Source organism: Chryseobacterium indologenes (genome assembly GCF_018362995.1).
Classification (GTDB): domain Bacteria; phylum Bacteroidota; class Bacteroidia; order Flavobacteriales; family Weeksellaceae; genus Chryseobacterium; species Chryseobacterium indologenes_G.
In genome coordinates this window covers 1,136,246-1,151,397 of the sequence record NZ_CP074372.1, presented here as the reverse complement: position 1 = coordinate 1,151,397, position 15,152 = coordinate 1,136,246, and the positions used below count along the sequence as shown (strand labels likewise).

13 protein-coding genes are annotated in these 15,152 nt (G+C 36.7%); 6 read left to right on the top strand and 7 right to left on the bottom strand.

Translation table 11 applies throughout. From position 1 onward, the window contains the following. Positions 1-26: 26 nt before the first annotated feature. From DYR29_RS05165 to DYR29_RS05155, 3 genes are read left to right on the top strand one after another with little or no spacing between them, the layout of a single operon-like run. Positions 27-2,765 carry a multicopper oxidase domain-containing protein gene (locus tag DYR29_RS05165; protein ID WP_249413620.1) on the top strand — a complete coding sequence of 913 codons (2,739 nt, stop codon included), beginning with the start codon at positions 27-29 and terminating at the stop codon, positions 2,763-2,765. 28 nt (positions 2,766-2,793) lie between these two features. Continuing rightward, positions 2,794-3,420, top strand: coding sequence for a DUF3347 domain-containing protein (locus DYR29_RS05160; RefSeq protein ID WP_213279590.1), 627 nt, complete (start codon positions 2,794-2,796; stop codon positions 3,418-3,420). A 26-nt stretch (positions 3,421-3,446) separates the two neighbouring features. Next, positions 3,447-3,899: a heme-binding domain-containing protein gene (locus tag DYR29_RS05155; protein WP_249413619.1), complete on the top strand. Its 453-nt coding sequence runs from the start codon at positions 3,447-3,449 to the stop codon at positions 3,897-3,899. 64 nt (positions 3,900-3,963) lie between these two features. On the opposite strand, the gene DYR29_RS05150 is transcribed toward DYR29_RS05155, so the two are convergent. The 6 genes from DYR29_RS05150 to DYR29_RS05125 form a co-directional block, all read right to left on the bottom strand. After that, a complete protein-coding gene (locus DYR29_RS05150) occupies positions 3,964-5,994 on the bottom strand; it encodes an alpha/beta fold hydrolase (protein ID WP_213279588.1) in 2,031 nt (676 codons plus the stop codon). 72 nt (positions 5,995-6,066) lie between these two features. Continuing rightward, complete coding sequence (locus tag DYR29_RS05145; RefSeq protein ID WP_213279587.1) at positions 6,067-7,185, bottom strand: FAD-dependent monooxygenase; 1,119 nt, start codon at positions 7,183-7,185, stop codon at positions 6,067-6,069. Positions 7,186-7,200: 15 nt separating this feature from the next. Further along, positions 7,201-7,701: a GNAT family N-acetyltransferase gene (locus tag DYR29_RS05140; RefSeq protein WP_052186419.1), complete on the bottom strand. Its 501-nt coding sequence runs from the start codon at positions 7,699-7,701 to the stop codon at positions 7,201-7,203. A 15-nt stretch (positions 7,702-7,716) separates the two neighbouring features. Further along, a complete protein-coding gene (locus DYR29_RS05135) occupies positions 7,717-8,325 on the bottom strand; it encodes a hypothetical protein (RefSeq protein WP_213279586.1) in 609 nt (202 codons plus the stop codon). Positions 8,326-8,546: 221 nt separating this feature from the next. Next, positions 8,547-9,413: a sigma-70 family RNA polymerase sigma factor gene (locus tag DYR29_RS05130; RefSeq protein WP_002979276.1), complete on the bottom strand. Its 867-nt coding sequence runs from the start codon at positions 9,411-9,413 to the stop codon at positions 8,547-8,549. Between the two features lie 465 nt (positions 9,414-9,878). Next, positions 9,879-10,670: a S1/P1 nuclease gene (locus DYR29_RS05125; RefSeq protein ID WP_142717938.1), complete on the bottom strand. Its 792-nt coding sequence runs from the start codon at positions 10,668-10,670 to the stop codon at positions 9,879-9,881. Between the two features lie 497 nt (positions 10,671-11,167). Between DYR29_RS05125 and DYR29_RS05120 the strand changes: the two genes are divergently transcribed. From DYR29_RS05120 to DYR29_RS05110, 3 genes are all read left to right on the top strand, one after another. Next, complete coding sequence (locus tag DYR29_RS05120; protein ID WP_249413618.1) at positions 11,168-12,085, top strand: type VI secretion system baseplate subunit TssG; 918 nt, start codon at positions 11,168-11,170, stop codon at positions 12,083-12,085. 120 nt (positions 12,086-12,205) lie between these two features. Next, complete coding sequence (locus DYR29_RS05115) at positions 12,206-13,042, top strand: TssN family type VI secretion system protein (RefSeq protein ID WP_249413617.1); 837 nt, start codon at positions 12,206-12,208, stop codon at positions 13,040-13,042. A 26-nt stretch (positions 13,043-13,068) separates the two neighbouring features. After that, entirely contained in the window at positions 13,069-14,208 is a 1,140-nt protein-coding gene (locus tag DYR29_RS05110; protein WP_047374599.1) for a hypothetical protein, read from the top strand. 78 nt (positions 14,209-14,286) lie between these two features. Here DYR29_RS05110 and blaIND read toward each other — a convergent pair whose 3' ends face one another. Continuing rightward, positions 14,287-15,027 carry an IND family subclass B1 metallo-beta-lactamase gene (gene blaIND / locus DYR29_RS05105; protein ID WP_213279585.1) on the bottom strand — a complete coding sequence of 247 codons (741 nt, stop codon included), beginning with the start codon at positions 15,025-15,027 and terminating at the stop codon, positions 14,287-14,289. Between the last annotated feature and the right edge of the window lie 125 nt (positions 15,028-15,152).

Here is a 15,152-nt window from a genome sequence, read left to right as displayed (position 1 = left end):
ACAACTTCTAAAAACTTTGAAATATTATGAAAAAACTGATAATGTTTCTGGTGCTGTTATTCTCTGTTTTTACTTTCGCACAAAATACAAAAACGTATTATACCTGTCCGATGCACGCTGAAGTGGTGTCCTCAAAACCTGGGGACTGCCCGAAATGCGGAATGACTCTGGTTAAAAAGGCAGCCGTTGTAAAGCCGGAAGCGAGACCTGCAGCTAAAACAGAAACCAAGGCAAAACCTGCAGAAACAAAAATAAATAAGGCAAATAAAGCAAAAGAAACAACTAAGGTTGAGCAAACAAAAGTAATAAAGCCTTCTGTTCAGCCAGAAAAAAAAGTTGTATCATCAGCTAAAGCTCAAACTACCTATACATGCCCGATGCATCCTGAAGTAGTTTCGGATAAGCCGGGAAAATGCCCTAAATGCGGGATGGATCTGGTAGACAAAGAAGATCATTCTCATCCACAGGCTGAAAATCCCAAAGAAGAAAAATCTGTTTTAAAACGTAACTCCGAAAACGGAAGAATTACTTTCGGTGGGAAAACGGTTCGTTACGATCTGTATGTAAAAGACACCATTGTCAATTTCACCGGAAAAAACAGGAGAGCAATTGCGATCAACGGGAAACTTCAGGCTCCGACTTTATATTTTACGGAAGGAGACACAGCCGAAATTTACCTGCACAATATGCTTAAGGAAAATACAGGATTGCACTGGCATGGAGTAATTCTTCCTAATGAGCATGACGGAGTTCCATATCTTACTACAAAACCTGTAACGCCCGGAGAAACCCACTTATACAAATTCAGAGTTTCCCAAAATGGGACATATTGGTATCATTCCCACGAAGCACTTCAGGAGCAGATAGGAATGAATGGAATTTTGGTTTTCAAAAAAAGAGAAGGTGAACCCAAAACAGAATATAATGCAGAGATTCCGGTATTGCTGGGAGATTGGAGCGATGATGATCCGATGCAGATTGCAAGAAGACTTCATATGGCCAATACAGATTGGTATGCTGTGAAGAAAAATGCAGTACAGAGTTACTGGGAAGCCATCAAGTCCGGAAATTTAGGGACAAAAGCATTGAATGAATGGAAAAGAATGGAGGCGATGGATGTAAGTGATGTCTATTATGATAAATTCCTGATCAATGGAACTCCCAGTTCAGATTATTCCAATCTAAAGCCTGGAGACAAAGTAAGATTAAGAGTGGCCAACGGAGGTTCATCTACCTATTTCTGGCTGAATTACGGTGGTGGAAAGATAAAAGTAGTCGGAAATGATGGAAATGATGTAGTTCCGACAGAAGTTGACCGTTTGATTGTTGGGGTTTCAGAAACCTATGATATTGAAGTCATGATTCCGGAGAATAAAAGCTTTGAATTCAGAGCGACTTCAGAAGACAGAATAGGACACGCCTCCCTTTGGCTGGGTTCAGGTGAGAAGGTAGAAGCTCCCAATCTTCCGAGGCTGATGCTTTTTGAAGGAATGAAAATGATGAACGGTATGATGGAAATGAGCGGAAATATGAAGCCTATGACCATGACGATGGGAAATCAGATGATGGATATGAACGAAGTAATGTATCCGGAATTATCTGAAAAACAAAGAAAAACTACAGCAAAGCATATCAATGAGATGATGGGGGTAAAGACGAAGGAAGATAAAAAAGAGGATCATTCTCAACACTCCGGAATGGATATGGGAGAAGAGAAAACCATTAAAAGATTGTCTTACAATATTTTAAAATCTCCTGAAAAAACTATTCTTCCTACAGACAGCATTCGTGAAATGAAATTTACACTTGAGGGGAATATGAACCATTATCTATGGACGCTGGATAATAAAACCGTAACGGAAACAGATAAAATCCTGATAAAAAAGGGAGAAATTCTTAGAATTAAAATGTATAATAATTCTATGATGCGCCACCCGATGCACCTTCACGGTCATGATTTCAGATTGATCAATTCAAAAGGAGAATATTCTCCATTGAAAAATGTGGTAGATATCATGCCAATGGAAACCGTAACGATAGAATTTGCAGCGAATCAGGATGGTGACTGGTTTTTCCACTGCCATATCTTATACCATATGATGGCGGGAATGGGAAGAATCTTCAGTTATGAAAACTCTAAACCCAATCCACAGCTTCCGAACAGAAAATTAGCCTGGAAAAACTTTATACAGGATAATAAAATGACCAGTTCTATGGCGATGCTGGATGTAGCAAGCAATAAGATTCATGCAGAAACGATGACGATGTTCGGACCAAGATGGGCTAACCTGAATGAGTTTCATTCCAACTGGAATTTTGATCATTTTGAAGGAAGTGCAAAAGTAGGACGGTTTTTAGGAAAATTCCAGTGGGCGCTTCCCTATGCAGGAGTAAGAGTTCAAAAAAATCATGAGATCATGGAAAGACAGATGGCAGAGGATATGGGTATGGATTTTCATGGGAAAAAGACCTGGTTCGGACAGCAGAAAGCTTCCAAAAACAAATTTGCATTCATGGTAGGTATGCAGTATGTACTGCCGATGTTGATTATAGCTGATGCAAGTGTAGACCAAAACGGAAAAGTACTGTTAGAACTAAGCCGTGAGGATATTCCGCTTTCAAGAAGACTGAGAGGAAACTTCAGCGTCAATTCTGATGGTGAATTCTCAACAGGAATGAGGTATATTCTTCAAAAATGGTTATCCGTTTCCGGAAACTATGATAATGAAATGGGCTGGGGTGCAGGTGTTACTTTAACGTATTAATTTTTTTAACCATATTATTTAAAAAACAATGAAAAATATAATAACCGTACTGTTTGTGGGAGCAACATTATACTCTTGTAATAAACCCGACAGTAAAATATCTGAGAAGAAAGCAGAACCGGAAATTAAAACGACGGATAAAACTGAACCTGCAGAAATCTCAAATCAGGAGGTAAAAGAAAGCCAGGAAGAAAGTAAAAAAGAACCCGGCGAGCTTTCAGCTTTTCCGATTCAGCAAATTATCAAAGGTTACCTTCCTCTAAAAAATGCCCTGGCTCAGGATGATTCTAAAAAAGCTTCCGATGCGGCTAAAAGTCTGTTTTCTATATTAAAGAAAATAGATATCAGTAAAACCGATGCAAAAAACAATTCTGAGTTGCGTGATATTGTAGAAAGTGCAGCGGAAAATGCAGAACATATCGGTGAAAAATCTGATGATATAGCTCATCAGAGAGAACATCTGCTATCCCTGAGTAATGATATTAATGATTTAATAAAAGAAAAGGGAACTGGCGGATTAAAATTATACCAGGACTTCTGTCCAATGTACAATAATGGAAAAGGTGGAACCTGGATCAGTGAATCGGAAGAGATTATCAATCCATATGAAGGACAGAAAATGATTAACTGCGGATCTATAAAAAAAGTATTTTAAAATAATAAAAAGAGATGAACCGACACATGAAAAACATATTGCTAGGGTTTGTTCTAATTTTTTTACTTATTCAGATTATCCAGCCTGCCCGTAATCAATATTACGGGCAGGTTCCTTCTAAAGATATCTCAAAGGTTTACAAACTTCCTGAAAATGTGCGGTCTGTTCTTAGAAATTCCTGCTATGACTGTCACAGCAATTCTACTCATTATCCATTTTATTCTTATATACAGCCTTTAAGTTATTATCTCGAAAAGCATATTAAAAAAGGAAAAGAAGAATTGAATTTTAATGAATGGGGGAGCTACAGCCATCGTAAACAGACTAATAAATTAGAATCTATTGTGAATCAAATACAGCAGAAAAAAATGCCGCTTGCTTCTTACACTTATCTTCATCCGGAAGCGAAACTTTCCGAAAAACAGATAAAAGAAATAGTTCACTGGGTAGAACTGACGCAGGCTGAAAAGGAAAAATAAGAACTTAAAAACAAAAGCCATCTCGTGAAAGTGAGATGGCTTTATTTAATTTAATACAGAAACTTTATTTAGATGCTCCTGCAGTTTTTTCGCTTTTTGGTGTATAGTTCACTTTTGAAATATCCACCGTCATTTCCTTCAGACGTTTTGCCACATTATCTGGCATTTCTTTCTGATATCTTCCACCGATTACTTCAGCAAGGAATTTCTCAGTTTCAGCATACATCGCCATACTGTTAACCGGCTTACGGAATCCGTGACCTTCATCATCAGCAAGGATATAATTTACCTTTTTGCCTTTATCACGCAGTGCAATGACAATCTGATCCGCCTCAGCCTGCTTTACTCTTGGGTCATTCGCTCCCTGAACAATCAGTAATGGCTTATTGATTTTATCTACACTGAATAAGGGGCTTGCATCATGCATGCGTTTTTTACCTTCTTCAGTTTTAGGATCACCTACCATTCCGTAAAGGAAAGCACGGGCAGCTTCCCAGTAAGCAGGTACAGAATCCAATAAAGTAAAAAGGTTGCTTGGCCCCACAATATCTACTCCGGCAGCATATACATCAGGAGTGAATGCTAAACCTGCAAGTGTTGCATATCCACCGTAGCTTCCTCCCATAATTACTACCTTATTTTTGTCTGCGATTCCCTGATCAATCAGGTATTTTACGCCCCAGGTGATATCATCCTGCATTAGTTTTCCCCACTGAAGATCTCCGCCGTTCTGGAACTTTTTACCGTATCCGCCACTCGCTCTGAAGTTGGGCTGTAATACCGCATATCCTCTGTTGGCTAAAAACTGTACGGTTGAATTGTATCCCCAATAATCTCTTGGACCTTTCGGACCTCCATGAACCAAAACAACTACAGGAACATTTTTACCGGATGAACCTACAGGTAAGGTCAGATATGCCGGAATTTCAAGGCCGTCACTGCTTTTATAAGAAACAGGAGTCATGGCAGCCAGATACTTTTCAACCTTTTTTAATTCTGTTCTTGGGGTATACTGGAAAATTAGCTGTTTTGTTTTTGCATCAAAAAAATACGCTTCAGAAGCATATTTATCACCTCCAACAGCAACTAAGAATTTAGAATAATCATTCGTAGAGCTTGAAAAATTAACTTCTCTTCCAGGAAATTTACTTTGCAGAAATTTATAATTATCTTCCCACGTTTTGTCTTTCCAGTAGTACTCTGTTTTATCTCCGGTGTAAGAAGTGTAGATCATCTTTCTTGTATTTCTGTCAAGAAAAAGTCCTCCAAAATCTACTTTATCTTTAGGATCGCTTTCTATCTTTGTGATCTGTTTGGTTTTCGGATCCATGAGGAATAGGGTTGATTTATCAAGATTCCCTTTATTAGTTACCAGATAGAATTTAGAATTATCCTCATTCCAGTTTGAAATATAGGCGCTTTCCGTTACCAATGTTTCATAAATAGGCGTAAGTTTATCTCCTTCTTTATAAAAAAACTGGGTGGTTCCTTTATCATCTGTTTTGGACAGCACTCTTAATTTTTCATCCCAGTCAAATTCATAGCTTGTGATTCGGTCTGTATTTTCATAAATCTTTTTCAGTTCGCCTGTAGAGATCTTCAGTGAATATAAATCATGCCATGCTTTATCACGGTTATTCAGTCCAATCATCAGTAAGTCAGGATTTTTTCTGCTTACCATGTAGATCTGTGCTGTTACCTCTTTAAGCGGTGTTATATTCCTTGATTCCGGAACTCCGGTGGTAACTTTTGCCATAGGATCTACGGCGAAAATGTTCATGTTTTCGTCACCGTTCCCATCTTTTACATAAAGGATGTACTTTCCGTCTTCAGACCAGAAATATCCGTTCATCGGGCGTTTGCTGTCTGTTAGTGGACGGGCTTTTTCAAAAGGTTCATCAATTTTTTTAACCCATATATTCATGATACCGCCATATTCTTTTGTAAAGGAAATCCATTTTCCATCCGGGCTCAATTGTCCTCCGGAAATTTCCGGGTTTCCAAAAAATAATCCTCTGTCCAGTACCGGGATATCCTGTGCTCGTGCTGTATGTACTCCTATGAATAAGAGCAATACGTAAAAGATTTTTTTCATGTTTTTAATTTTTAGTTGTTATTAATAAATCGAATATAATTTTTGAAATCTTATCTTTCCCAAGCCGGATTTCTACATTTCCAGTTCTATAATCTTTTTAGCCATTTTTTGATGCATGCTTTCCGGAATCATACCCATGAGAAAATTGCGTATTGAATTTCCTCTTTCCCATTGAGAAACCTTTCCGATGGTTCGGCTTGTATTGACAATATAATCTACTTTTTTTCTTCTGATACTTTGAAATGCTTCAAAAACTGCATTGAAATCCTGATTTTTTTCCAGCAATTTTCCGATGATATAAGCATCTTCAATGGCCTGGCAGGCACCTTGTCCCATATTGGGAGTTGTGGCGTGAGCAGCATCTCCAATCAGGCATAGATTTTCAGAATACCATTTGGAAATAGGAGCGAGGTCGGCAATTGTATTACAAATAATATTTTCGTTATCTGTAGCTTCAATCAGTTGTAAAACCAAAGGATCAAAATCTTTAAAAATATCTGTAAGCGATGCATCTCGGCTAAAACTCTTTTCATTGATACAGGCATACCAGTATACTTTTTTATCAGAAATTTTTACAAATCCAAAACGTTTTCCCTTTCCCCACATTTCAAAGGCTTCCTGATGATGTTTCTCAGGCAAATCAAAATCTAAAAGACCGCGCCAGCATTTCTGCCCTGAGTTACGGATTGTTCCGGTTTTTAAAATCTGGTTTCGGATAGGGGATTTTATACCATCAGCTCCAAAAACAATCTGGCTTTCAAATTGATTTCCGTTTTCAAAATTTAAAATATAGTTTTCTCTTTTTTCAATTTTTTGTAGAGAATGGTTCAGCTTAATGGAATCAGAAGAAATATTTTCAGCTAAGATCTTCTGGAGTTCAGCACGGTGGATCGCAACATTACATGAATTGTATTGAGCTTCCAATTCCAGAATTTCTGTTTTGGAGATAGGCTGTAAAGATTCGTTGGCTATAACAATTCTGTGAATTTTATTACCGGCTTTTTCAATTTTTTCCTTTAATCCCAGTTGATCAAAAACCTGCATCGCATTTACTGCCATCATAATTCCTGCTCCTACAGGTTTTATTTCGGGAGCGGATTCATAGATCGCGAAATCATACTGATGCTGTTTCAGTACATTTCCGAGGGTCAGTCCTCCGATTCCGGCTCCGATGATTGAAATGGTGTTCATAAGACATCATTTAATTTATATTGTTAAAATATAGCTTTCCGATACCTTTTTGAAACCATACTTACTAAAAAAATTATGAGCTCCATGGTTGTTGACTCCACTTTCCAATAGGATGAAACTGATATTCCAGTTTTTAGATTCATGGATGGCTTTCTCTAACAGTTTGCTTCCCAGTGACTGGCCTCTTACAGACTGATCCAGAAGCATATCTTCTAAAATCGCATACTTTTTAAAAGGACTGTTGATCACATTGAAAACCATCATTCCGACAATTTCCCCATTTTCATTTTCTGCAATCAGAATATTCAGCTTGGAACTGCCATCAGAATTAAAATCAGTAATCAGCTGTTCAGTAAGAATCAGTTCAAGATCCGGATTCCAATGATGGGAATCGATGGCTCTGCCGGACATCATTTCGCCATGGGAAATATAAGAGTCTGTTTTATGGGTAATAAAAAAGTCTACCAGTTCTTTAACGCGGGCTTTATCAGTGAGCCATTTTGTAGTATATTTCATGAGGTGTGGTGGTATTTATTTTAATTTTTTCAATTCTTCCAGCAGTTGGTTTTGCTTATTGATGAATTGATTGAGGCTGTCTGTTTTCAGAGGATGGGCATTCTGGTACTTTTCAATTTCAGGAAGGGTCTTTCTGATCTTAAATACAAGGTATTGATCATGAACTGTTGTCCTGTTTGCTTTTATTTTGACGATGAGGTCTCGGATAGTTTGTGTTTTTATATCATATTTTTCAGAACTGGCCTTTATCTCTTTTTCAATTTGTTTCTTTGTAACAGAATCGGTTACCGAATTTGATAGTGCCGTTGCATCATTATAGTATGTTTCTGATTTTTGAATAACATCATCATATTCGGTCATTGCGTCCTCCGTTTCCTGATTAATAACCGCTATTCTTTTGTCAAGATCCTGTAAATCCTTGTCATTTTTTATCAGCTCCTGATAGATTTCATGAACAAGGTTTCCTTCACGTGAGGAGTATCTGGTATTTTTTTTAATAGCTCCAGAAACTGAAGATTCAGCATTATCAACTGCATTTTCTACGGTAGGAGCTTGCCGCGATTTATTTTCACTGCAGGAAAGTAAAGAAATAACTACTGCAGAAGCGAAAAGTATTTTTTTCATAGTCTGTTTTATTTTGGTGTTCTCAACATCATATCCCGTCGACTAAAATTAATCATTTAGAATTTATCGCAAATGAGTAAAGGATATGATTTTAATTAGTTGGATAAACGGTGAAAAATGTTACACTGCAGATTGAATGTAATTGATCCTCTTTAGTCTAAGTAAATAAAAAAACGGAGCCTGAAACCAGACTCCGCCTATAAAATTTTTTACGCTAAAAATTATTTACCCAGATAAGATTTTAGGATCTTGCTTCTGGTATTGTGTTTTAGTCTCTTAATTGCTTTTTCTTTGATCTGACGAACTCTCTCTCTTGTAAGATCGAAAGTCTCACCAATTTCTTCTAAAGTCATTGGGTGTTTTCCGTTCAGTCCGAAGTATAATCTTACCAAATCAGCCTCTCTTGGCGTCAAAGTATTCAATGCTCTTTCAATCTCGATCTGTAGAGATTCAAGCATCAGATCTTTATCAGGACTTGGAGATTCTCCTGAACGTAATACATCATAAAGATTAGAATCTTCACCTTCTACTAAAGGTGCATCCATAGACAGGTGTCTTCCGGAGTTTTTCATTGATTCTTTAATATCTTCCTCGCTCATGTCAAGAACTTCAGCCAATTCTTCCGGAGAAGGTGGTCTTTCATTTTCCTGCTCAAGGTGAGCGTATGCTTTATTAATTTTATTGATGGAACCAATTTTGTTCAATGGTAGTCTTACAATTCTTGACTGTTCAGCCAATGCCTGTAAAATTGATTGACGGATCCACCATACTGCATAAGAGATAAATTTGAAACCTCTAGTTTCATCGTACCTTTTTGCCGCTTTCATCAATCCTAGGTTACCTTCATTGATCAAATCGGGTAAAGAAAGACCTTGGTTTTGGTATTGCTTGGATACAGAAACTACGAAACGAAGGTTGGCTTTGATTAATTTCTCAAGTGCGGCTCTGTCGCCAGCACGTATTCTTTGTGCCAATTCTACTTCTTCGTCCGCAGTAATCAGTTCCACTTTACCAATTTCCTGCAAATACTTGTCTAATGAAGCAGTTTCCCTGTTGGTAACCTGCTTAGTGATTTTTAATTGTCTCATTTATTTTATCCTCAAAAAAGAGTTACTATAATATATACGTATGAAAAGGTAAAAAGGTTACACGAGGTAGAGTATTTTTTACACAATGTAAAAAGTAAAATGCAAGAATACCTTTATATATTGATTTAATTTTTTGATATTCAGTGTTTTATTTAAATTTGAAAGAAGCAATTTTTTTGTATAATGTACAGAATAAAAATGTACAAGTGTATTTGAATTGATTAATTTGCTGATAATCAGTTGTTTTGTTGTATTTTGGATGGTTTTAGTTTTGTGAGGATAATGATAATTGACTGATAATAAGTATTTTAATTTCTTTTTTTTGATTAAAATATGTGTCAATAATAAAAGCTGTAATTTCCTTAAACGTTAAACAAAAAAAACGAAACCGAAGTCCCGTTTTTATATCTCGAAATACTATTTTAAGCTGCCTTTGGTTAATGAACCCACAACTCGAAACCCGTATTAAAAAAGCTCGTTTAACACTTTTGCCAGTCTCAATCCTCCATATAGAAGCTGTCTTTCCAAAGTATCATTGAATTTATACTGGTAGTCAAAAGATAATTTAGAGTCGTTAGGAGTCTGTGCATAGATTTTATTGGCAATCTTGTGAGAATCATATAGCCAGTCTTCCAGTGTCCCGGATTGTATCTGTGCTACTTCTTCTTTAGATTTGATATCTAAAAGTTTAGAATATTCTGTGTAGCTGTATTTTTGAGAATCTACCAGTTTTCCGTCCCAAACTGAGTGTAAATTGGTTTTATCCCCGAAATAGGTAACGTTGATCTTGTTTCCACCCAAATCTTCTGCTCTTCCCACGTGAAGGGGTTGTGCAAGATCTCCCATAATATGGATAAGGAAGATTAAAGCAATTTTTCTGTCTTTCTCAGAGGTGTTTTTGTCTTTGATCTGGCTGGATAGTGTGTTTACCTGAGTGTAAAGGCTTGGTCCTGCCTGCGCTTTTAGGTTTTGTTCAAAAGCTTTAAAGTCAGTCATTGGATCAATGTTTACATAATGCCATGATGAAGCCTGCTTCCATGCTCCTGTGGTATCAGATTTAATGAAATCCGGCCAGTTCGCCCAGTAAGCCAGACGCTCTTTTCCCATGATCTTTTTAATTTCTCTTCTCGCTTTACGGGAAAGATGGTTTTCTGCAATGTCTGCAATAACCCTGTGTCCCGTTAATCCCCATGCATAAGAATAAAGTGAAGAGGCCATGAATGCTAAAATCAGAATTTTAGAATAGATACTTTTCATTTTAAATAACAATTTTCAGTCTGCAAAGATACGGCCCGCTTTCGGAATGAGCATGCATTATCCTGAATTTATTCCATAAGATGATGTTAATAAAATTTAATTTACGTAAAAGATGTAATTGTACTACGTTTGAAAGCTTATTTTTTGTCAGAAAGACTAAAAGATAAATGATACCGTGAATAGGAGAGTGTAGAAAGAACTGTATCTTTAATTTATAAGAAGGAGCAGAATAAAAAAATTACTCCTAGATCAAACCATGGATGTTGAGTCTTTAACCATTTGATTCTGAATAGTTAATTTTAAATTATAAAAAACAAATAAACCTTCTATTTACCGTATTTTTACGGAATTTGCTTGAAATTATTCCTTTTAATGTCAATAAATTATTATTTTTAGGATAAAATTATTAGCAAAATATTTTTTCAAACTTATGAGATATATTATCTTTACAAGTCATAATCAGAGGAAACACTATGTATGAGACTAATATTGTAGATATGCATTACAATAAGCTGCAGACAGACTTTAAGGCTGAAGCTGTGGCTGTTAATCTATTGAAATACCACCGTGCGGTAAGCAATATATTCATTGAGCGTGTTGGCGTGAACGACCGTGCTTACCTGAAGGATATTAAGAGTATTTCAAGCAGTTATTTAGGATTTGACGAAGAAGTATTTACCATAGAGAGTTACAGGGAAGGCATTTATGACTATCTTCCGGAGGGTTTATTCCACCCGCCGTCTCTTGGAGCTTCCAGAAAGAATGTAGATACTGTGGTACGGGAAATCCGTAAACAGAAAAGAGTAGAAGATGATGCCCGTAAGTTTTTCCGTCCTTTTGAACTGGAGGTTTTTTTTACGGAAATCAGTGCTTTACTTAAGGAATCTGAATTTGATATTACAAGCAATACGGATTCTTTATTGGAAACCGTAAGTGAGCTTTGGCCTCTGATAAAGATGCTGGATAAGCAGAATGCTTATATCTTCATGCATATCCTGCCGTTTTTCCATCAGATAAGAGGGGACAAAAAATGGTTTGAAAGATGTATGACTGCTTTTCTGCAGGTACCGGTAAACGTTACTTTTTCACCCAACATTATTGATAGGATTGAGAAAAATGATAATTCCATGTTATTGGGAAACTCAAGATTAGGAGTTACCTACATTCCAAGTGGTCCGCATATGGACGGGCAGCGAAACTGGGTGGTGAACATTGGTCCTATTCCTTATGAAGATATGAAAAAATATATCCCGGGAAGTCCGTTCAGAAACGTACTTCAGGCACTGTATGATTATTTTCTTCCGGTAACAGTGGATGTGGAAGAAAATTTTGTTACAGAAAAAGAGGAATATTCATTCAGCCTTGAAGACGATGGAAGAAATGCCAGCCGCCTTGGATATTCTACATTCCTCTAAATTATTTTATTATATTTACAACTACCAACAAAGTATAAATTCGAAAAGAAACAAATGGAAATTTCTTCAGTAAAAGGTATTTTTTTAAGGTATATCTTAATGCCTTTAATCGCAATTATTATGATGGTTATACTGGGTGTAATCAGGAGAAATAAACCTGCGATCAAAATTAAAGTAATTATTATATACGTGCTTCTGTGCAGTTTATGCCTGGCTATTCCTGGATTTTTCGGATTTGCCGGAAATCTCTTTAATCCGTACTGGTATCTCATCGCACAGGTTATTTACCTTATTTTTGGGATTATTCATGTGAATTTACTGCATAAGTATTTTAAAAAGCATATCGATTCTCTGGCAATGAGTATTCTGTTTGAGTCTCTGCTTTCATTGACATGCATCGCTTTGGGAGGATATCTTTTTACTCTGATCTTCAACTGGATGAGCAAAGGAACAGGATATGCTGTAATGGCGGCAACAAGTATGCTGATCTTTGTGGTTCCAATGGTATTTTATTACTGTTATATCCAGTTTATCACCATTCCTTTTGATATTTATAAAACATGGAGATATTCGCCAGAACAGAAGCTGCCAGATTTTGAAGGAGCAGATTTTGACAGATTAATGGTATTGAATGTTGAATTGAGCAAAAAATTAGAAGATACCAACCGTTTCAGAATCAAAGCGAAAACCCTTCCAACGGGGGTTACTTTCGGAGATTGGTTCTATAGGGTAGTAGATGATTACAACCATAAAAACCCGGGTTCTGTTATACATCTTTCAGACGAAGGAAATGAACCTTATTACTGGATTTTTTACACTAAAAAATCGTTTTTCAGTTTCAGAAAATATATAGATTTCGACCACGACATTACAACAAACAGCATTTCTGAAAATGAAGTGGTGATTTGTAAGAGAGTCATTCAGCATGAAGAGGAGGGAGTCGCAAGAAAATCATAATCACAAAAAATTAAAAAGTATTAAACATGATACAGCCTATTAAACATTTTGCAATCAACTGGGTGGATGGGATGAAGGTTTCCCAGAGACACCTTAATGATCAGGATAATTTCTTAATTGATACCATCAGAGATTCCAATTCCCTTGGAATTACTACATATAACTATGGACTTCTGCCTATTTCCAATGAATTTACAGACCGTACCATTTTTGATGTTCACAATACAGCAACCAATGATGTACAGCTTGTTATCAAGCGTTGCAGCGCTGTGACCATGGCGGGATACCGTATTGAGCTGACAGACAGAAGAATCAGTGTAAAGTCTTTGGCGAAATCCATGAACGAAGAGCAGGCAGACGGAGAATATTATATCTTAATCTCTGTAAATCCTTTTGATAAAGTTCCTTTCGGAGATATTGACCCTGAGGAAATTCCGCCGCGCCATCCAAGTGCTCAGCCGAATCACCATATTGAACTGCTTCCTGTAACTTCTCTGAACAGCAGCTATTCAGGAGGTAATTACCTTATCATTGGAAAAGTAGACTTAAAAGGGAATATCGCTCAGGTAGATTCCAACTTTATACCGCCTTGTACTTCTGTGCAGAGTCACCCGGCATTAGTGGAATATTACAGCAGCTATGCAAAATCTATCGGGAATCTTCAGCAGTATGCTTTTAAAATTATTCAGAAGACTTCCCATAAAAATCAAAATACAGCGTTGGCACAAAACGTGAAGTTCCTGTGCAGTACAATGGTAAATACCTTTGGAGACATGTATTTCCAGTTTAGAAATATTACGCCTTGGCAGCCGCCAGTATTTCTGATTGAGTCTTTTGCAAGACTGGCCCTTCATTTATATAATTCTACCCAGCTTCTTGTTCCTGCTGAATTGGAAGAAATGCTGAACTATAGCTTAGAATGGAGTGAGATTGCACCTCATACTTTATTGAACCAGCTTTCTATTGTGGCAGAGACCAATTATGATCATCATAACTGTGGTGAGCCTTTGCTTTATATTCAACAGATGCTGAGAAGCCTTGAAACCATTTTCTCTAAACTGAGTGAGCTTGATTATATCGGTCAGAGAAAAGAAAATATTATTGTCAACGAGCAGGAAGTTTCTACAAATACAAATCCTAAGAGAGGTTGGAGTGTATTAGACTAATACAACCATCATTAAAATATAAATCCCGAATGAAAATTCGGGATTTTTTTATGCTACATAAGATTATAAAATAAATTATTATTCCGGCTTTTTGTTTTTGTCCAAAAGATCAAGTGTATGTTCAACATGTCCGCCTCCTTTCCATTCATCATGACCGGGAATTACAAGAGTGGCCTGTGAATATTTGTTTTTCAGTTTGGTCATGGTTTGTGGCCATTGTGCAACATTGGCTTCTCCTGTATAGCCAAGATCAACCGCTGCTTTGCTTTTTACAAGACATCCTCCGTCCAGTATTTTATATTTTGGAAACCAAACCACTACATTATCGGTCGTATGTCCTTCACCCAGAAAATCTACCACAAATTCTTCCCCGCCAATACGATAAGGTTTCCCTGTTTTGATGATTTCTGTGGAAGTAGCTTTTCCATCTTTCTTCAACAGTTCATTGGTTTTTGCTGTTGCATACGTTTTAATTCCTTTATTGTTATAAAAGCTTAAATCTCCGGCTCTGTCTTCATGTGAATGCGTTGCAAATACTGCGATAACAGGAAGGTTATGACGTTTTTGAATGGTGTCCAGTAAGCTTTGGTATTGAGTTTTCTGCCAAGGAACGTCAAATAAAACAACTCCTTTTTTGGTCACCAGATAAACAGCATTGGTAGAATATTCTTTACCTCCGAATACTCCGAAAGTTTTGTATATATAAAAGTTAGGTTTAATCTGAGGTTCAATCACAAAATCTCTTACCTTGGTGTCCTGAGCATTTGCAAATGGGCTTAATAACATCGAAATAATAAAAAACGGAATGCTTTTTTTCATAATTTTTTGGAATAATTAAAATATTGGTATTGTCAGAAAGACAAAATCTGTAGAATATTCTGCAAACCTAATTAAAAATTAATTTTCGGGTATTTTATAAAAGAGAGTTTAACCGTTTTTTAACA